At 70.0% G+C, this 18,337-nt stretch carries 20 protein-coding genes; 19 read left to right on the top strand and 1 reads right to left on the bottom strand.

Going from position 1 to position 18,337, the window contains the following annotated elements:
* The 8 genes from prfA to VNM44_RS00165 all read left to right on the top strand — a co-directional run.
* A partial coding sequence (gene prfA, locus VNM44_RS00130; protein WP_325621284.1) for a peptide chain release factor 1 occupies window positions 1-796 on the top strand: 796 nt, incomplete at its 5' end.
* Window positions 797-824: 28 nt separating this feature from the next.
* Window positions 825-1,661 (top strand): peptide chain release factor N(5)-glutamine methyltransferase, encoded by an 837-nt coding sequence (gene prmC, locus VNM44_RS00135; protein ID WP_325621286.1) that lies wholly within the window; start codon window positions 825-827, stop codon window positions 1,659-1,661.
* Complete coding sequence (locus tag VNM44_RS00140; protein ID WP_325621288.1) at window positions 1,658-2,275, top strand: L-threonylcarbamoyladenylate synthase; 618 nt, start codon at window positions 1,658-1,660, stop codon at window positions 2,273-2,275. The genes prmC and VNM44_RS00140 overlap by 4 nt, the downstream gene beginning before the upstream one ends.
* A gap of 46 nt (window positions 2,276-2,321) precedes the next feature.
* Complete coding sequence (locus VNM44_RS00145) at window positions 2,322-4,184, top strand: hypothetical protein (protein WP_325621290.1); 1,863 nt, start codon at window positions 2,322-2,324, stop codon at window positions 4,182-4,184.
* A gap of 42 nt (window positions 4,185-4,226) precedes the next feature.
* Window positions 4,227-5,549, top strand: coding sequence for a serine hydroxymethyltransferase (gene glyA / locus VNM44_RS00150; RefSeq protein WP_325621292.1), 1,323 nt, complete (start codon window positions 4,227-4,229; stop codon window positions 5,547-5,549).
* A gap of 6 nt (window positions 5,550-5,555) precedes the next feature.
* Complete coding sequence (upp, locus tag VNM44_RS00155) at window positions 5,556-6,218, top strand: uracil phosphoribosyltransferase (RefSeq protein WP_325621294.1); 663 nt, start codon at window positions 5,556-5,558, stop codon at window positions 6,216-6,218.
* An 8-nt stretch (window positions 6,219-6,226) separates the two neighbouring features.
* The gene (locus VNM44_RS00160; RefSeq protein WP_325621296.1) at window positions 6,227-7,351 is read left to right on the top strand and encodes an MraY family glycosyltransferase; all 1,125 of its coding nucleotides are present in this window, start codon (window positions 6,227-6,229) and stop codon (window positions 7,349-7,351) included.
* Window positions 7,351-8,115: an adenylate/guanylate cyclase domain-containing protein gene (locus VNM44_RS00165; RefSeq protein WP_325621298.1), complete on the top strand. Its 765-nt coding sequence runs from the start codon at window positions 7,351-7,353 to the stop codon at window positions 8,113-8,115. Before VNM44_RS00160 ends, VNM44_RS00165 begins: the two co-directional genes overlap by 1 nt.
* Here the strand turns inward: VNM44_RS00165 and VNM44_RS00170 are convergent.
* The gene (locus tag VNM44_RS00170; RefSeq protein ID WP_325621300.1) at window positions 8,099-8,881 is read right to left on the bottom strand and encodes an alpha/beta fold hydrolase; all 783 of its coding nucleotides are present in this window, start codon (window positions 8,879-8,881) and stop codon (window positions 8,099-8,101) included. The two genes, VNM44_RS00165 and VNM44_RS00170, sit on opposite strands and share 17 nt — an antisense overlap.
* Before the next feature lie 72 nt (window positions 8,882-8,953).
* On the opposite strand from VNM44_RS00170, the gene VNM44_RS00175 reads away from it, so the two are divergent.
* From VNM44_RS00175 to VNM44_RS00225, 11 genes are all read left to right on the top strand, one after another.
* The gene (locus VNM44_RS00175; RefSeq protein WP_325621302.1) at window positions 8,954-9,160 is read left to right on the top strand and encodes a hypothetical protein; all 207 of its coding nucleotides are present in this window, start codon (window positions 8,954-8,956) and stop codon (window positions 9,158-9,160) included.
* A complete protein-coding gene (locus VNM44_RS00180; RefSeq protein WP_325621305.1) occupies window positions 9,157-9,552 on the top strand; it encodes a hypothetical protein in 396 nt (131 codons plus the stop codon). Before VNM44_RS00175 ends, VNM44_RS00180 begins: the two co-directional genes overlap by 4 nt.
* Entirely contained in the window at window positions 9,549-10,439 is an 891-nt protein-coding gene (gene atpB, locus VNM44_RS00185) for a F0F1 ATP synthase subunit A (RefSeq protein ID WP_325621307.1), read from the top strand. The genes VNM44_RS00180 and atpB overlap by 4 nt, the downstream gene beginning before the upstream one ends.
* Window positions 10,440-10,454: 15 nt before the next feature.
* Window positions 10,455-10,724 (top strand): ATP synthase F0 subunit C, encoded by a 270-nt coding sequence (locus VNM44_RS00190; protein ID WP_325621309.1) that lies wholly within the window; start codon window positions 10,455-10,457, stop codon window positions 10,722-10,724.
* A 2-nt stretch (window positions 10,725-10,726) separates the two neighbouring features.
* Window positions 10,727-11,269 (top strand): F0F1 ATP synthase subunit B, encoded by a 543-nt coding sequence (gene atpF, locus VNM44_RS00195; protein ID WP_325621310.1) that lies wholly within the window; start codon window positions 10,727-10,729, stop codon window positions 11,267-11,269.
* Between the two features lie 10 nt (window positions 11,270-11,279).
* Window positions 11,280-11,813 (top strand): ATP synthase F1 subunit delta, encoded by a 534-nt coding sequence (atpH, locus tag VNM44_RS00200; RefSeq protein WP_325621311.1) that lies wholly within the window; start codon window positions 11,280-11,282, stop codon window positions 11,811-11,813.
* 24 nt (window positions 11,814-11,837) lie between these two features.
* Window positions 11,838-13,367, top strand: coding sequence for a F0F1 ATP synthase subunit alpha (gene atpA / locus VNM44_RS00205; protein WP_325621312.1), 1,530 nt, complete (start codon window positions 11,838-11,840; stop codon window positions 13,365-13,367).
* A 72-nt stretch (window positions 13,368-13,439) separates the two neighbouring features.
* Window positions 13,440-14,330, top strand: coding sequence for an ATP synthase F1 subunit gamma (gene atpG, locus VNM44_RS00210; protein WP_325621314.1), 891 nt, complete (start codon window positions 13,440-13,442; stop codon window positions 14,328-14,330).
* Window positions 14,331-14,422: 92 nt separating this feature from the next.
* Entirely contained in the window at window positions 14,423-15,466 is a 1,044-nt protein-coding gene (locus VNM44_RS00215; RefSeq protein WP_325621316.1) for an ABC transporter permease, read from the top strand.
* A 170-nt stretch (window positions 15,467-15,636) separates the two neighbouring features.
* Entirely contained in the window at window positions 15,637-17,259 is a 1,623-nt protein-coding gene (locus tag VNM44_RS00220) for an ABC transporter substrate-binding protein (RefSeq protein WP_325621318.1), read from the top strand.
* Between the two features lie 101 nt (window positions 17,260-17,360).
* Entirely contained in the window at window positions 17,361-18,332 is a 972-nt protein-coding gene (locus VNM44_RS00225) for an ABC transporter permease (protein ID WP_325621320.1), read from the top strand.
* The last annotated feature ends 5 nt before the right edge of the window (window positions 18,333-18,337 follow it).

Genomic DNA, 18,337 nt, shown 5'->3' on the forward strand with positions numbered 1-18,337 from the left:
CGAGGACGAGCTCAAGCTCGCCCTCGTCGCACGCGACCCCGCCGACGCCAAGGACGTGATCGTCGAGGTGAGGCAGGGCGTCGGCGGCGACGAGGCGGCGCTCTGGGCGGGTGAGGTGACCCGCATGCTGCAGCGCTATGCCGAGCGCCGCGGCTACCGCACCGAGCTGCTGTCGACGAGCGAGAACGAGGGCGGCGGGGTCAAGGAGGCCGTATTCGCCGTGAAGGGGGACGGCGCGTTCTCGGTCTTCAAGTGGGAGGGCGGCACGCACCGCGTCCAGCGCGTCCCGACGACGGAGTCGCAGGGGCGGATCCACACGTCGACCGCCACGGTCGCGGTGATGCCGGAGGCCGAGGAGGTCGAGATCGCGATCGACGACAAGGACCTGAAGATCGACGTGTACCGCTCCACCGGCCCAGGCGGCCAGTCGGTCAACACGACGGACTCGGCCGTGCGGATCACGCACCTTCCGACCGGGATCGTCGTCTCGATGCAGGACGAGAAGTCGCAGCTCCAGAACAAGCAGAAGGCGATGCGCGTCCTCCGTGCGCGCCTCTACGAGGCGGAGCGCGAGCGGCAGCAGGCGGAGGTCGCCGCCGCGCGACGCTCGCAGGTCGGGACCGGCGAGCGGGCCGAGAAGGTGCGGACGTACAACTTCCCCGAGAACCGGCTCACGGACCACCGCGTCAAGCACACCGTTCACCGCCTCGACCAGATCCTCGACGGCGACCTCGACGAGTTCACGGACGCCCTGCAGGCGGAGGAGCGCCGCCGGGCGCTCGAGGCGGCGGTGTGAGCGCTCCGCGGCCTGCCGGCCCCGGGTCGTGCTGACGATCGGCGACGTTCTCCGCACGTCGACCGAGCACCTCGCGGGAAAGGGTTTCGAGCAGCCGCGCCTCGACGCGGAGCGGCTGCTCGCCCAGGCGCTCGGAATGGAGCGTGTGGAGCTGTACATGCACCTCGACCGGCCGCTCGGCGACGCCGAGCTCGGCACCGCACGGCGTCTCCTCGCACGCCGGGCGGGCGGCGAGCCACTCCAGTACGTCCTCGGCGAGTGGGGCTTCCGCCGGCTCACGCTGCACGTCGACCGGCGGGCGCTCATCCCGCGGCCCGAGACCGAGGTGGTGGTCGAGCGCTGCCTGGCGCTGATCGGTGCGAGCGACGCGCCGCGGGTGCTCGACGTCGGCACGGGCACCGGTGCGATCGCGCTCGCGATCGCGGACGAGCACCCCGGCGCTCGCGTGACGGCCGTCGACGTGTCGGAGGACGCCCTCGCGCTCGCGCGGGAGAACGTCGAGCGAACCGGACTCCCCGTCGAGCTGCGGCACCACGACCTCTTCGACGGCCTTCCGGGTGAGGGCTGGGATCTCGTGGTCTCGAACCCACCGTACGTCCGCGAGGAGGAGCTCCCGTCCCTCCCGTCGGGCGTCGTCGAGTGGGAGCCCGGCGTCGCGCTCGTCGGGCGCGGGCACACCGAAGGAGTCGTACGGGAGGCCGCGAACGTGCTCCGCCCGGACGGCGCGCTCGTCCTCGAGGTGCACGAGGGCGCCGCGGCCGCCGTTGCGTCGCTGCTCGAAGCCGAGGGTTTCGTCGAGGTCCGCACGACCGCAGACCTCGCCGGCCGCGACCGGGTCGTCGAAGGACGGTGGTCGCGCCCGTGAGCCGGGACGACGTCGCGCCGGCGATTGCGACGCTCCGCGCCGGCGGGCTCGCGATCGTCCCCACCGACACGGTCTACGGCCTCGCCGCCGACGGCGAGAACGAGGTCGCGGCCCGTAGGCTCTACGCGGCCAAGGGTCGGGCCTCGATCCAGCCCACGGCCCTCGTGCTCGTGTCCGTCGACGAGCTGCTCGGCCGCGTGCCCGAGCTGCCGGGCGCCGCGCTCCGGGTCGCCCGCGCCCTCCTCCCGGGCCCCTTCACGCTCGTGCTCCCGAACCCCGGGCGCCGCTACGCGTGGCTGAACGCCGAGCGGCCGGATGCGATCGGCGTGCGCGTCCCGGCGCTCGACGGGCCCGGGCGAGAGGTGCTCGCGGCGCTCGGCGCGCTCGTCGCGACGAGCGCCAACCTCCCCGGCGGCGTCGACCCGAGGCGTGTCGACGAGATTCCCTCCGAGCTCGTCGCGGCCGTCGGGGCGGTCGTCGACGGCGGCGAGCTGCCGGGTACCCCGTCGACCGTGGTCGACGTCACGGGCGCCGAGCCGCGGGTCCTGCGCGAGGGTGCCGTTCCGGGTGCGGAGGCGCTCGAACGCGCCGCCGACGCTCTTACGGATCGTTAACCGCGAGCCGACGTGGATCTAACTCGGCAGGAGAAGACTCGGCGCTGTGGGACGCACGCTCGCCGCCGCCGTCGCAGTGCTCGCACTCGTCGTCGTGCCGCAGGCGCTCGCGAAGCAGCCGACCGCGACCACCGGTGGGGCGACCTCGGTCGGCGCGACGACCGCAGTCGTCACGGGCAAGGTCGATCCGGGCGGTGAGGCCACGAGCTGGTACGTCGAGTACGGCGCGACGACCTCGTACGGGAGCCGAACCGATACACGGAGCGCGGGCAACGGGACGGGCCAGGTCGACGTCACCGAGCAGCTGCGGAGCCTCACGACGGGCGTCACGTACCACTACCGCCTCGTCGCCACGAACGCGAGCGGGACGAGCCGGGGCGCGGATGCGACGTTCCAGACCCGCTCCGCGCCCGCGGTCGTGACAGCCAATGCCTGGGCGCTCGGGCCGTCGTCGGCGACCGTCGGGGGGTCGGTCGACCCGAACGGCCGCTCGACGGGCTGGTGGATCGAGTACGGCACGAGCACCGGCTACGGGTCGCGGACCGACACCGGCTCGGCGGGGTCGGCCACCGAGCCCGTGTCGGTGTCGCTGCGCCTGAACGGCCTGCGGGCCGGGGTCACGTACCACTTCCGTCTCGTCGCGGCGAACGACCTCGGCACGACCCGCGGCGCAGACAGGTCCTTCCGCACAGACCGTGGCCCGTCGGTTGCCACCGGGGGCGCGGACACGATCACCGTCTCGACCGCCCGCGTGACCGGCTCGGTCAACCCGAACGGGCGCGGCACCGCGGCGTGGTTCGAGTTCGGGACGTCGACGTCGCTCGGGAGCCGGACCGGCGACCTGAACGCCGGGTTCGGGACCCGCTCCACGCCCATCGAGGCGCAGCTCGCGGGCCTGCAGCCGGGGACTCGCTACTACTACCGCCTCCTCGCACGGAGCGACGCGGCGACGACAGCGGGGAACACGAGGTCCTTCACGACCAGCGCCGGACCGCTCGCGACGACCGGCCAGCCGCAGGTCACCGGAGTCAACGTCGTCCTGACCGGCAGCGTCGACCCGGTCGGGCGCTCGACGAACTGGTGGTTCGAGCTCGGGACGACGACGTCGTACGGGACCTCGACGGTCGTCAGAAGCGCGGGCTCCGGGCGCGGAGCAGTCGCCGTCTCGGAGACGCTCGCAGGGCTGACGCCGGGCACGGAGTACCACGCGCGGCTCGTCGCGCGGAGCTCCGCGGGGACGACGAGGGGCGCCGATGTGGTCTTTCGCACTGCCGGCGTGCCGACGATCGGGCGCGCGAGCGCCTCGCGCATCTCGCTCGGCCAGGCCCGCATCGGCGTGGACGTGACGACGAACGGGCTCGCGGCGCGCGTCTGGGTCGAGCTCACGCGACGGGGAGTCCTCGTCTCGCGGAGCGCCACCGTGGTCGCGGCGGCGGCGTCGGCGTCGCCGAGCCGCGTGGACATCGGTCTCGCCGGGCTCCGGCCCGGCACGCGCTACGGCTTCCGCGTGGTGGCGGAGAACGGCGCCGGCACGGCGACGGGCGTCACCGCCACGTTCGGGACAGCATCGCGGCCGCGGGACGAGCGCGGCCGGGCCCTCCGCTGCACGATCGTGGGGACGAACGGCCCGGACCGCCTGGTGGGGACCCGCGGCCGCGACGTGATCTGCGGCCTCGGCGGCGGAGATGTGCTCGTCGGTCGCGGTGGCGACGACGTGCTCGCGGGTGGCCCGGGCGCCGACTACCTCGTTCCGGGGAACGGTCGCGATCGTGTGCTCGGCGGGGCGGGCAACGACTTCGTCGTCGCGCGCGGCGGCGGCGTCGACCTCGTCTTCGGCGGGCCGGGACGCGACCGGGCGCGCGTCGACCGGAGACGCGACTTCACGCAGTCGGTCGTCCTCCAGGGCTGACCCGGCGGGCTGCCGCGCCGCGGCAGCGAGTAGCATCGTCCCGTGGCAATCGCCGCCGACCACCTCGAGCGTCTGCGGATCGGGGGGCTCGCGGAGCACGATCCCGAGGTCGCTGCGTTGATCGGCCGGGAGGCCGATCGTCAGCGCGGCCAGATCGAGCTGATCGCGTCGGAGAACTTCACGTGGCCGGCGGTGCTCGAAGCCGTCGGCTCCGTCCTGACGAACAAGTACGCGGAGGGATATCCGGGGCGCCGCTACTACGGTGGCTGCGAGTTCGTCGACGAGATCGAGCAGCTCGCGATCGACCGCGCGAAGACACTCTTCGGCGCGGAGCACGCGAACGTGCAGCCGCATGCCGGGGCGCAGGCGAACATGGCCGTCTACCACGGGCTGCTCGAGCCGGGCGACACGGTGCTCTCCCTACGGCTCGACCACGGCGGTCACCTCACGCACGGGCTGAAGGTCAACTTCTCCGGCCGGCTCTACACGATCGTCCACTACGGCGTCTCGCGCGAGACCGGCGTCGTCGACGAGGACGAGGTGCGCGCGCTCGCGCGCGAGCACCGGCCGAAGATCGTCATCTGCGGCGGCTCCGCGTATCCGCGCACGGTCGACACCGCGATGTTCCGCCGCGTCGCCGATGAGGTCGGCGCGTTGCTCTGGTGCGACATGGCGCACTTCGCCGGCCTCGTCGCCGCCGGCCTGCACCCGAACCCGGTCGAGCACTGCGACGTCGTGACGTCCACGACCCACAAGACGCTCGCGGGGCCGCGCGCAGGGCTCGTGCTCTGCCGTGAGGAGCACGCCCAGGCGATCGACCGGGCGGTGTTCCCCGGGCTCCAGGGCGGGCCGCTCGAGCACGTGATCGCGGCGAAGGCGACGTGCTTCCGCATTGCCGCGACCGACGGCTTTCGCGCCTACCAACAGCAGGTGCGCGACAACGCGGACGTCCTCGCCGAGACGCTCCTCGCGGGCGGCATCGACCTCGTCGCCGGCGGCACCGACACGCATCTGCTGCAGCTCGACCTGCGCTCGACGGGCTGGTCGGGCAAGGACGCGGAAGAGCGCCTCCATGCGGTCGCCCTCACGACGAACCGGAACACGGTGCCCTTCGACGAGCGCCCGCCGACGATCGCGTCCGGCATCCGCGTCGGCACGCCGGCGGCGACGATGCGAGGCTTCGACGAGGAGGACTTCCGGGAGGTCGGACGGATCATCGTCGGTGCGCTCGGCCCGGACGCCGACCTCGTCGAGCTCCATGGCCGGGCGACGGACCTGTGCGAGCGGCGGCCGCTGTACCCGGGCTTCCGCGGCTATCCGACCTTTCTCGCGGATGTCGCTCCCGCCTCCGGCGAGAGCGACTAGAAGAGCATGGTCGAGACCAGCTCACCCAGCACGTCCGTGGCGCGCAGCGTCACGGAAGTGGCGCACCCGCTCGTGCAGCACAAGCTCGGCCTGCTCCGCGACGTGACGACGACGACGCAGATGTTCCGGCAGCTCGTCAACGAGCTGACGCTGCTCCTCACGTACGAGGCGACGAAGGGCCTCGCGGACGAGGAGGTCGAGATCGAGACTCCGATCGAGCAGACGACCGCGCGCCGGATCTCGGGGAAGAAGGTCGCGATCTGCCCGATCCTGCGCGCGGGGGTGGGGATGCTGGACGGCGTGCTTTCGCTGATCCCGGGTGCCCGCGTCGGCTTCATCGGGCTGTACCGCGACGAGGAGACGCTCGAGGCGGTCGAGTACTTCGTCAAGCTGCCCGGGGACATCGCCGACCGCGACGTGATCCTGCTCGACCCGATGCTCGCGACGGGGAACTCGACGACGGCCGCAGTGGAGACGGTGAAGGCCGCCGGCGCGACGTCCGTGCGGCTGATCGCCCTCATCGCGGCGCCCGAGGGCATCGAGCGGATCCACCGCGACCATCCGGACGTCGCGATCGTCGTCGCCGCGGTCGACCGAGCGCTCAACGAGAAGGGCTTCATCGTGCCCGGCCTCGGTGACGCAGGCGACCGGCTCTACGGCACGAAGTAGGCCGCTACATGTTCGAGGATCTCCGCGCCAGCCCCGAAGTCCTGTGGGGGGCGCTGATCGCCTTCGGCATCGTCGTGCTCCTGACCCCCGCGGTGGGCGGCATGGCGCGGCTGCTCGGCGTCGTCGACCAGCCCGACGCCAGGAGGCTGAACAAGCGGCCGATCCCGCGGCTCGGGGGGCTCGCGATCTTCCTCGGGATCCTCGTCCCGTCGCTCGCCTTCCTCGACCTCTCCGGGGAGATGCGCGGGATCCTGCTCGGCGCGGCGGTGGCGTGCGTCGTCGGCGCGGTCGACGACTTCCGCGGCCTCGACCCGGTGCCGAAGCTCGCGGGCCAGGTCGCCGCCGCGGCGATTCCGTGCGCGTTCGGCGTGTGGGTCGACCACTTCACGTTCCCGTTCGTCGGCGCCGTCGACCTGCCGGCGTGGGTGGGCATGCCGTTGACCGTCGTGTGGATCGTGGCCGTGATGAACATGGTCAATTTCCTGGACGGGATGGACGGGTTGGCGTCGGGCGTCTGCGCGATCGCCGGCCTGACCTTTGCGACGCTCGCGCTCTCGCTCGGCAAGATCGACGCCGCGGTTCTCTCGGCGATCGTCGCGGGGGCGTGCATCGGCTTCCTGCGCCACAACTTCTTCCCGGCCAGGATCTTCATGGGTGACTCGGGCGCGCTCGTGCTCGGCTTCACGCTCGCGACGGTCTCGGTCGCGGGCCTGCTGAAGACGGCGTCGACCGTCGTCCTCGTCCTGCCGCTCCTGATCCTCGCCGTGCCGATCATCGACACGTCCTTCGTCGTCGCGAAGCGGCTCAAGTATCGACGGCCGATCTCGTCACCCGACCGCTCGCATCTCCATCACCGGTTCATGGACATCGGGTTCTCGCAGCGGCGCGCTGCCGTGACGATGTGGGCCTGGACGGCGAGCCTCGGGGCCGCGGCGCTCGCGACGCGGTTCATCCCCTTCCGCGCCGGTGGCCACTGGCACGCGGGGGAAACGATCGCGGTCGTCGTGATCGCGCTCTCCGCGCTCGCCTTCTCCGTGTACGTGATCTACCTGCTCGAGATCGTGAAGCTCGCGAACCCGCGCGTCCGCCGCCGGCGGTCGGAGCGCGACGACGAGCAGCGGCTCAGCGCCTGATGCCGCCTGACGTGCTGCGCGGCGGCACGGTCACGTTCGTCTTCACGGACATCGCCGGCTCGACCGAGCTTCTCAAGCGGCTCGGCGACGGGTACGCCGAGGTTCTCGCCGAGCACCGGCGCCTCATTCGCGACGAGTTCGCCGTGCGGGACGGTCAGGAGATCGACACGCAGGGCGATGCGTTCTTCTTCTGCTTCGAACGAGCCCGGGACGCCGTCGCCGCCGCCGTCGCGGCACAGCGCGCGCTCGCCTCGCACGCGTGGCCCGGGGGCACCGACCTGCGCGTCCGGATGAGCCTCCACACGGGAGAGCCCGTCGTCGGGGAAGAGGGCTACGTCGGGATCGACGTCCACCGCGCGGCGCGGATCTGCGCCGCGGGGCACGGCGGACAGGTCCTGCTCTCGGCGACGACGGCGGCGCTCGTCTCGGGCGCGCTGCCGGACGGGGTCTCGAAGCGCGACCTCGGCGCCGTCCACCTCAAGGACATCGACGAGCCGGAGCAGGTCACGCAGCTCGTGATCGACGGGTTGCCCGCGAGCTTCCCGCCGCTCAGGGCCGAGCAGGAGGAGCCGATGGACTTCGGCGAGCGCCTCTCGCGGAAGATCCAGGCCGACGTCGAGCGAAAGATCGAGGCGGGCTTCGCCGGTGAGAGGGCTGTACCGACGAAAGCGCTGACGGGGCTCGCGGTGTTCGGCCTCGTCATCCTGGTGCTCTTCGTCGCGGCGATCGTCGCGATCGTGTTGCTCGTCAAGCTCGTCGTGTAGGTGGCGGCCCGTTGGCGTCCGACTCGAAGCCGGACACCGACCGGCGCGTCGCCGCGGCACGCCCGACGAAGTCGAGCAATGCATGGGTGAACCCCGGCGAGAGCTGCGGGTTGTGCCCGTGGCCGCGGACGACGAGCCGCTCTGCATCGAGTTCGCGCTCGAGGACGTCGCAGATCGCGTCGAACGCGGCGTGGTGCGCGCCCGAGACGACGAGCGTCGGGATCCCGAGCGCCCGGAGCGCGTCGAGCGGTATGTCCGCCTCCCAGGGGCCGCGCTCGACCGCGAGCGCCCTCGCCCCCTGCTCGAGGGCGGGCGGCAGCGGAGAGGGTGGGTCGAAGTCCGAGCCGACGGCGGCGAGGAAGGTGCGCAGGAACGTCTCGGGGTCGAGACGGGCGCCGCTCGCGTAGAGGTCGGCGCCGGCGCGCGCGAACTCGGCCACGACGGGATCGTCCAGCGCGACGCGCGTGCACGGCGGCTCGAGCACCGTGAGAGAGGCCAGTCGGTCGCCGACCTCGGCCGCAGCGAGCAAGGTCACGACTCCGCCGTAGGAGTGGCCCACGAGGTGGTCGCCCTCCTCGAGACGCTCCGCGACCCACTCCGCGTGAGGCTCGAAGTCGACCGCTTCGAGCGGCCCAGGCGGGAAGCCCGGCCGCTCGAGCACCACGAGCTCGGCCTCCTCGGTGACCGAGCGGCGCTGCTCGCGCCAGGTGGCGCGGCCGCCGACGACGCTCCCGTGGACGAGGACGATGCGCTCCACAGCTGCCACTAACTTAGCCTCATTCGGCTCTATGGAGCGGAATGGGGCTGTTACAAGCAGGGTGGTATGCTCCCGGTCCCGATGGCCGCCGCCGCTCCGTCGTCACCCCATTCGCTCGCCACCGCCTCCGGGCTGCTGCTCGGGACGGTCGGGCTCGCGATGGCCGTCGGGGCGCTCCTCGGCTGGCTCGTCGGCTCTGCCGGCATCGGCCTCCTCCTCGGAGCGATCCTCGGCATTCCGCTCTCGATCGGCGTCGTCTACACCGTCTACTCGCGCGCGGGATCGTGAACGCGCGAGTCTTCGAGACGCCGCGCCCGGTCCCCGGGCGCCTCGTTCCAGCGCTCGCCGGCTCGGCCGTCGTCGCGCTCGCGCTCCCGGTCTTCGTCGCCGCCGGCTGGCCGCTGCGTGGGTGGCTCCTCGCGGCGACGCTCTGGCTCGCGGGACAGCTGTTCGCCCTCCTCCTGACGCGTCTCCCACTCGGCACGGGTAACCTCGCCGCCGCAGGCATGCGCGGGATCGGCACGAGTTTCAGGGCTCTCCTGATCGGCATACCCCTCGTCGCGGTGACCGCCGCCGACGAGCGCCTTGGCATGGCCGCGGCTGGCGTGTACGTGCTCGCGTTCACCGTCGAGCTCGCCGTGTCGCTCGTCGAGTACTTCGGCCAGGAGGCACGCGCGTGACGCGGCGCATCGCAGCCCTCTCGACCTTCTTCCTGCTGGCGCTGCCCGCCGTCGCGCTCGCGGCCGAGGAGAACGGGACGGACGAGGAGAAGTTCAACCCCGCGTCGGAGTGGACGCTCCACGAGTGGATCCCGATCCACCTCGGGCCGATCGACATGTCGATCAACAAGGCCGTCGCCTACCTGCTGCTCGGGGCGCTCGTGTCGTGCCTGATCGGGATCGTCTTCATGCGGGTGAAGGTCGGCTCGGAGCCGACGCGACGGCAGGCGCTCGGCGAGACGATCTACGAGGTCGCCCAGGTGCAGGTGGCGGAGCAGGGGCTCCCGACGAAGGCGATCGGCCGTTGGTTCCCGTATGTCGCGACCCTGATGATCTTCATCTGGGTGATCAACATGCTCGGCTTCATCCCGCTACCGCTCTCGGACGAGAAGGTGACGATCGCCGGCGTGAAGGTCCCGACCCTCGCGCTCTTCGCCGCGACGTCGACGCTGTCGACCACGCTCGCTCTCGCGCTGATGACATTCGTCTTCACGCACGTCGAGGGCATCCGCGCGAACGGCACCTGGAAGTACTTCAAGAGCTGGATCCCCGACGTCCCAAAGGCGATGTACCCGCTGATCGTCCCCCTCGAGATCCTCGGGCAGTTCATGCGCCTGATCAGCCTCTCCGTGCGTCTCTACGCGAACATGCTCGCGGGCCACATGCTGATCCTCACGTTCCTCGGGCTGATCTTCATCATCGAGAACGTCCTGCTGGCCGTGATCGCGGTGCCCGCCGCGGCGGTCTTCTACCTGTTCGAGGTCGTGATCGTCGTCTCGATCCAGGCGTACATCTTCGCCGCCCTGTCCGCCATCTACATCGGCTCGGCGATCGAGCCGGAACACTAAGGAGGAGCCGTACCCATGCTGTCCTCGTTCTTCTTCCTCGCCGAGACCACGGGCGACGTCGCCGACGCCGGCAAGGCGGTCGCGCTCGCGCTCGGTATCGGCCTCGGCTCGCTCGGCGCGGGCATCGGCATCGGCAACATCTTCGGCTCGATGATCCAGGCCGTCGCCCGGCAACCCGAGCTCCGCGGCGAGTTGCAGGGCATCCAGTGGCTCGGCTTCGCTCTCACCGAGGCGGTCGTGTTCTACGGCCTCATCGGCGGCCTGCTCGCCTACGTCCTCATCTGAGCATGGTCGGCCTGCTCGCAGCGGAGTCCTCGAACGACCTGATCAAGGTCGTACCGGGCCTCATGATCTGGACGCTGATCGCGTTCGGAATCACGTTCTTCGTGCTCAAGAAGTACGCCTTCGGCCCGATCCAGAAGACGATCGACGACCGCCGCGACCGAATCCGGCAGGCGGTCGAGGAGGCAGACAACGCGCGCAACGAGGCCCGCGAGCTGCTCGAGCAGAACCGCGCGATCCTCGCCCAGGCGCGCTCCGAGTCGGCCGACATCCTCGCCGAGACGCGCAAGGTGGCGGACGCGCAGCTCGACCGCGCCAAGCAGGAGGTCGAGGCCGAGCGGCAGCGCCGGCTCGAGGACACGCGCAAGCAGATCGACGCCGAGACCGTGCGCGCGATCGGCCAGATCCGCAGCGAAGTCGCCGACCTCACCGTCGAGGCGACGCAGCGCGTCGTCGGCAAGGTGCTCGACAACGAGGACCAGCGGCGCCTCGTCGAGGAGGCTGTCCAGGGTCTCGACTTCTCCGCGCTCGAGGACCGCAGGAGCTGACCCCGACCGCATGGCCGTCGCCCACCGCATGTACGCGCGCGCGCTCTTCGAGGCCGCGCGAGACCAGGGCCGCATCGACATCGCGCGCGACGAGCTCGCCGAGCTGGTGTCGGCGCTCGAGACGACACCGGAGCTCGAGGCGTTCCTCGCCAACCCGCAGCTCGACCCGCCTGCGAAGGCAAGCGTCCTCGACGAGATCACGACCGGGGCGGACCCGGTCGTCCGGAACTTCGTGCGTGTCGTCGCCTCGAAGGGGCGCGGCGGCCAGTTCCGGGCGATCGCCGAGGAGTTCGAGGCGATCGTCGATCGCGAGCAAGGTCGCCTCAAGGTGGAGCTGACGACGGCCTACGACCTGGGCGACGACGAGGCGAAGGCGATCGTCTCCAGGATCGAGCAGGCGTCGGGCCGGACCGTCGAGGCGACCCGCACCGTCGACCCCGACCTGATCGGCGGGCTGATCCTCCAGGCCGGCTCGCTCCGCGTCGACGCGAGCGTCCGCGGGCGCCTCGATCGCCTGCGCAGAGAGCTCGTTTCCCGAACCTAGGCGCTACCCAAGGAGACTTCTGTCGTGAAGCTACGCCCCGAAGAGATCACCTCGATCCTCAAGCAGCGGATCGAGCAGTACGACGTGGAGACCGATCTCTCGGAGGTCGGCACCGTGCTCCAGGTCGGCGACGGCATCGCCCGCGTGTACGGGCTCGAGAACTGCGTCGCCCTCGAGCGGCTCGAGTTCGAGCACGGCGTCGTCGGCATCGCGTTCAACCTCGAGGAGGACAACGTCGGCGTCGCGCTCTTCGGCGAGTGGCAGCACGTCAAGGAGGGCGAGCCCGTGCGCCGCACGGGTGAGGTGATGAGCGTGCCGGTCGGCGACGGCCTGCTCGGCCGCGTCGTCGACCCGCTCGGAAGCCCGCTCGACGGCCAGGGGCCGATCGAGGCGACGGAGACGCGGCAGCTCGAGTTCAAGGCCCCCGGCGTGATCCAGCGCCAGCCGGTGAACGAGCCGCTGCAGACCGGGCTCAAGGCGATCGACTCGATGATCCCGATCGGCCGCGGGCAGCGCGAGCTGATCATCGGCGACCGCGGCACCGGCAAGACCGCGATCGGCGTCGACGCGATCATCAACCAGCGCGGCGAGGACGTGATCTGCATCTACGTCGCGGTCGGTCAGAAGGCCTCCACCGTCGCGCAGGTGGTGGAGCGGCTGCGCGACACGGGCGCGATGGAGTACACCATCGTGATCTCCGCTCCCGCGCAGGAGGCGGCGCCGATCAAGTGGATGGCGCCGTTCGCGGGTGCCGCGATGGGCGAGCACTTCCTCTTCAACGGCAAGCACGCGCTCGTGATCTACGACGACCTCTCGAAGCACGCGGACGCGTACCGGCAGCTCTCGCTGCTGCTGCGCCGGCCTCCGGGTCGCGAGGCCTTTCCCGGCGACGTGTTCTACCTCCACTCACGTCTCCTCGAGCGCGCCTGCAAGCTCTCGGACGAGCTCGGCGGCGGCTCGCTGACCGCACTCCCGGTGATCGAGACGCAGGCGGGCGACGTCGCCGCATACATCCCGACGAACGTCATCTCGATCACGGACGGGCAGATCTTCCTCGAGTCGAGCCTCTTCTACTCGGGCATTCGGCCCGCGATCAACGTCGGGATCTCGGTCTCGCGCGTCGGCGGCAACGCGCAGACGAAGGCGATGAAGAAGGTTGCGGGTCGCCTGCGCCTCGACCTGGCGCAGTACCGCGAGCTCGAGGCGTTCGCGCAGTTCGGCTCGGAGCTCGACGCGGCGACGCAGCAGGCGCTCGCCCGCGGCGAACGGATGGTCGCGACGCTCAACCAGCCGCAGTACCAGCCGTGGCCCATGGAGGAGCAGGTCGTCGCGATCTACGCGGGCATCCACGGCTTCCTCGACCGCGTGCCGGTCGGCCAGGTGCCGCGCTTCCAGGAGGAGCTCCGTGAGACGTTGCGCGCCGAAGGATCGATCTACGGGGCGATCCGCGAGACCGGCGACCTTGCCGACGAGACGGCCGCAAAGCTCGAAGAGGCGCTCAAGCGTTTCCAGGAGTCGTTCAACGTGGAGGAGGAGCGCGGCCTTGTTGGGTGATTCCAGCAGCTACGCCACTGAAATCACTGGAAGAGCAGCTCTTCCAGACCGAAGCCGCGGAGCGTAAGCGGAGTGGCATCGGTCCAGGACTACAAGCGCCGAATTCGCTCGGTCCGGAACACGCGGAAGATCACGCGGGCAATGGAGCTCGTCGCCGCTGCGAAGCTCCGACGCGCGCAGACCCGCATCGAGGCGATGCGGCCGTACGCCGACACCATGCGCGAGCTGATCGCAGGCGTCGGCCGCGCGGCAGGCTCGGTCCGCGGCCTCCCGCTGCTCGAGCAGCGCGAGACGACCGCGACCACGCTCATCGTGCCGCTCTCCGGGGACCGCGGGCTCGCGGGCGCGTTCAACGCGCAGGTCATGCGCCGCGCGTTCGCGCTCGACCGCCGCCTCGCCGACGAGGGGCAGAACGTCCGCTGGCTCGCCGTCGGGAAGAAGGGCCGCTCGACGCTGACGTTCCGGCGCCGGACTCTCGACGGCACCTTCGTGGGCTTCACCGACGCGCCCGCGTACTCCAATGCCCAGGCGATCGCGCACCGCGCCGCGGAGCTCTTCGTCGAGGGCGAGGTCGACCGCGTCGTGCTCGTCTACAACACGTTCGTCTCCGCCCTGACGCAGACGGTCACGGAGCAGGAGATCCTCCCGATCTCGGCCGACATCCTCGAGACCGACGAGGAGGAGCGCCGCGACGACGCGCTCCGCGGCGACTTCATCTTCGAGCCCGAGCCCGAGGAGATCCTCGAGCGGCTCCTCCCGGTCTACGTGGAGACGCAGATCTACCGCGCGCTGCTCGAGTCGTCGGCCTCCGAGCAGGGCGCGCGAATGACCGCGATGCGGAACGCGTCGAAGAACGCCGGGGAGCTGATCGACGGGCTGACGCTCGAGATGAACCGGGCCCGCCAGGCGGAGATCACGCAGGAGATCCTCGAGGTCGTCGCGGGCGCGGACGCGCTCGCCTAGTCCCAGGGCCAGTCCCCTGGCCGGATCCCCATCCTTTTCACCTGCGCGACGTCCTATTTCACGGGGCCCTGCGCTATTCTCCACCCGCTCACGTGTCGACCACGAGCCAGACACCCGACCAGGCACTCGGCCGCGAGATCGGCGAGACCGAATTCGCGCCCGTCCCCGAGACGTCTGCGGGAGAGGTCCGCGCGCGCGGGTATTGGGAGCAGGTCTGGCGCCGCTTCAAGCGCGACCGCGTCGCGATCGCGAGCATCGTGTTCCTCGTCTTCCTCATCATCGCCGTCTATCCCGGCGCCTGGCTCGCGGAGCAGCTGCTCGGGCACGGCCCGAACCAGATCTTCCCGGACGCGCTCGACGACGGCCTGCTCCCCGTCGGGCCGATGTCCCACGTCTCGAACTACGACACCGGTAACACCGACCTTCTGATCCTCGGGGCGGACGGGACGCTCGGGCGCGACGAGTTCCTGCGGTTGCTCTACGGCGGCCGCGTGTCGCTGCAGGTGGCGCTCATCTCGACGTTCTTCGTGATGACCATCGGAGTCACGCTCGGCGCGATGGCCGGCTACTACCGCGGCTGGATCGACACGATCGTGGCGCGACTCACCGAGATCACGATGGCGTTCCCCGTGATCCTCTTCGCGATCGCGCTCGCGTCCACGGCGGGAAGCCGGCTGAACAGCGTGACGTTCGGCGGACTGCTCGGGGAGGGCGTCGTGACGCTCGTCCTCATCTTCACGATCTTCGGCTGGTTCTATCCGGCGCGGATCATCCGGGCGAAGGTCTTCTCGCTCCGCGAGAAGGAGTTCGTGGAGGCGGCCTTGATGACGGGGGCGAGCGACACGCGGATCATCCGCTCGCACCTGCTCCCGCACCTGATGGCTCCGATCATCGTCTACTCGTCGCTCATCGTGGCGAGCTACATCCTCTTCGAGGCCGCTCTCTCGTTCCTCGGCGTCGGCATCCAGCTGCCCACAGCGAGCTGGGGCAACCTGCTCGCCGAGGCGCCGAACTACTACACCACCGTGCCGCTCCTGATGCTGTGGCCCGGTATCGCCGTCGTGCTCACCACCCTCGCCTTCAACCTGCTCGGCGACGGCCTGCGGGACGCATTCGACCCTCGCTCCAGGCTCTAGTCCTCTCCTTCACATGAGCAACACACACGCGGTCGCGCCGCGCGCCGAAAACCCTTCAAAGGGAAATTCTTCTCCTGTCTCTAACAAACCACCGTGCCGTCCGTCATACGAGACGGGCGAATGGTGCCTCTGCCCGGAACCCAGCCGGGCTGCACTCGGAAAGGAGTGAAATGAAGGGACGCATGCTGGCCTCGGTCGTCATGACCGCGATCGGGGCTTCTCTGCTCGCCGCGGCGATGTTCGCATCGACCGCGTCGGGCGCCGGGGCGGGTAGCGCGACCGCGACGGCGAAGAAGGGCGGGTCGCTCACACTCGTGAACCGGAGCGATTTCGACTACGTCGATCCGGGTCTCGCCTACTTCAGCCACTCGTGGAACATGATGGGGGCGACGAACCTGACGCTCCTCTACTACCCGCACACCGAGGGCCCTGCGCGCAACCGCCTCGCCGGCATGGCGTCGCCGATGCCGCGGGTCACGAACGGCGGCAAGACCTACACGTTCACGATCAAGAAGGGCTTCCGGTTCTCCGACGGCAAGCCGGTGACCGCCGCGAACTTCAAGCGGGCGTTCGATCGCGGTAAGAACACCGCGATGCAGTCGCCCGCGTCGTCCTTCATGGACGACATCGCGAGCTACAGCGCCAAGGGCCAGGTCTTCACGGTCACGCTGAAGCAGGTCGCGCCGGACTTCCTCGCCCGGATGACGATGCAGTTCTTCTCGGCCGTGCCGGTGAACCTGCCGTTCACGGCGGAGGGCATCAAGGCTCCGGTCATCTCGGCCGGCCCCTACTACCTCAAGGAGTGGAACCCGAAGAACTCCGCTCTGGCCGTCCGCAACCCGTACTGGAAGAACAACCAGGAGCCGTTCAAGTCGCTCGGCTTCGCGGCCAACCTCGATCAGATCCGCTGGATCGTCGGTCCTGACCCGGCGACGCAGCGCCTGATGTGCGAGCGCGGCGAGGCCGACCTGTGCGGCTTCCCGCCCGCGCAGTCGAAGGAGCTCGCCGACAAGTACGGCATCAACAAGAGCCAGTTCTTCGTGAAGCCGCAGATCGGCAACTGGTACCTCGCGATGAACACCTCGCGCGGCATCTTCCAGAACAACGTGAAGCTGCGGCAGGCCGTGGCCAACGCGATCGACCGGCGCTTCATGGTCGCTCAGCACGGCTACCTGGCCGGTAACCGCTCGGATCAGTTCATCCCGATGGGCATGCCGGGCTTCAAGAACTTCGACATCTACTCGCTGAAGGGCCCGAACTACGCGAAGGCGAAGCCTCTTGCGCAGGGCAACACGCGGGACGGCAAGGCCGTGATGTACACGTTCAACACGGCGCAGGGGCCGCCCATCGCCCAGTCCGTGCAGTTCAACCTGAAGCAGATCGGCATCGACGTCGAGATCAAGCTGTTCGATCGCGTCGTCCAGCACGAGAAGACCGCCACCCGCGGTGAGCCGTTCGACCTCACGCTCGAGGGCTGGCTCGCCGACTATCCGGATCCGGCGAACTTCATCAACGTGCTGCTCGACGGCCGCCGCATCCAGGCCGACAACAACGTCAACGCGTCGTACTTCAACGATCCGAAGTACAACGGGCGGATGGATCAGGCCTACAAGCTGGCCGGAGACGCGCGGACGAACGCGTACGCGATCCTCGACCGCGACATCATGAAGGACGCAGCGCCCGTCGCGCCGTACATCTCCACTTCGGCGCGGTGGCTGACCAGCACGAAGGTCGGCTGCTTCCAGTACTCCGGCGCCCAGGGCATCCTCTGGACGCAGATCTGCACCAAGTAGGAACGGAGCACCGCAGGCATCACTGACACACCGGGCGGGGGGAGCGACGCTCCCCCCGCCCGCTTCCCTCCGAAACCGGATTCGACTACCCTCCCGACGGCGTGTTGCGATACCTGATCAGACGGCTGCTATGGGCCTGCGTGCTGTTCATCGCCGTCACGTTCGTCACCTACGTCATCTTCTTCGTCGTCCCGGCGAACCCGGCGCGCCTCGCGGCGGGCCAGTCCGCGACGCCGGAGCGCGTCCACGAGGTCGAGAAGTTCCTCGGCCTCGACCAGCCGTTCTACGTGCAGTACGTGAAATTCTTGAAGCGGCTGGTGCTCGAGGGCTCGCTCGGGCAGTCGTTCGTGACGCGCCAGTCGGTGAACGAGGAGATCCTGCGCGCGGCCCCGATCACGGCGTCCCTCGTGTTCGGCGCGATGATCATGGTCCTTTCCCTCGCGATCCCGCTCGGCATCTTCTCGGCGCTCCGGCCGCGATCGCTGCTCGACAGGCTGGCGATGGTCTACGTCCTGATCGGAATCTCGCTGCCCTCGTTCTGGATCGGCCTCGTCCTGTCCTACGTGGTCGGCTACAAGCTCGGCCTCACGCCGATCGCCGGCTACTGCGAGGTGTTCAGCGTGCCCGAGGCTGCGGCCTGTGGCGGCCTCTGGGACTGGGCGTACCACATGATCCTGCCGTGTCTCACGCTCGCGATCGTGGTGGCGGGCACCTACGTCCGTTTCGTGCGAGCAGAGGTGATGGAGACCCTGACCATGGACTACGTGCGGACGGCGCGCGCGAAGGGGGCGCCGGAGCGGACGGTGATCCGCGTGCACGTGCTGCGCAACGCGATGCTCCCCGTCGTGACGATGGTCGGCATGGACATCGGCCTCCTGCTCGGCGGGGCGATCTTCATCGAGGCCGTCTTCGGCCTCCAGGGCCTCGGCGGGACCGCGCTCGAGTCGATCGGCCGCTTCGACCTCCCGGTCCTGCAGGGCGTGGTCATCTTCGGCGCGATCGCGATCATCATCTTCTCGCTCGTCGTCGACCTCCTCTACGCGTGGATCGATCCACGCATTCGCCTCACGTAAGCTGC

It is taken from the genome of Gaiella sp., from assembly GCF_035558935.1.
GTDB lineage: Bacteria > Actinomycetota > Thermoleophilia > Gaiellales > Gaiellaceae > Gaiella.

What these genes read in the sequence shown, in the direction of transcription:
- upp (WP_325621294.1), top strand. Translation starts at nt 5,556, where the DNA reads ATGGTCGAGACCAGCTCACCCAGCACGTCCGTGGCGCGCAGCGTCACG.
- VNM44_RS00160 (WP_325621296.1), top strand. Translation starts at nt 6,227, where the DNA reads ATGTTCGAGGATCTCCGCGCCAGCCCCGAAGTCCTGTGGGGGGCGCTG.
- atpF (WP_325621310.1), top strand. Translation starts at nt 10,727, where the DNA reads ATGGTCGGCCTGCTCGCAGCGGAGTCCTCGAACGACCTGATCAAGGTC.
- atpH (WP_325621311.1), top strand. Translation starts at nt 11,280, where the DNA reads ATGGCCGTCGCCCACCGCATGTACGCGCGCGCGCTCTTCGAGGCCGCG.
- VNM44_RS00190 (WP_325621309.1), top strand. Translation starts at nt 10,455, where the DNA reads ATGCTGTCCTCGTTCTTCTTCCTCGCCGAGACCACGGGCGACGTCGCC.
- VNM44_RS00165 (WP_325621298.1), top strand. Translation starts at nt 7,351, where the DNA reads ATGCCGCCTGACGTGCTGCGCGGCGGCACGGTCACGTTCGTCTTCACG.
- VNM44_RS00175 (WP_325621302.1), top strand. Translation starts at nt 8,954, where the DNA reads ATGGCCGCCGCCGCTCCGTCGTCACCCCATTCGCTCGCCACCGCCTCC.
- VNM44_RS00220 (WP_325621318.1), top strand. Translation starts at nt 15,637, where the DNA reads ATGAAGGGACGCATGCTGGCCTCGGTCGTCATGACCGCGATCGGGGCT.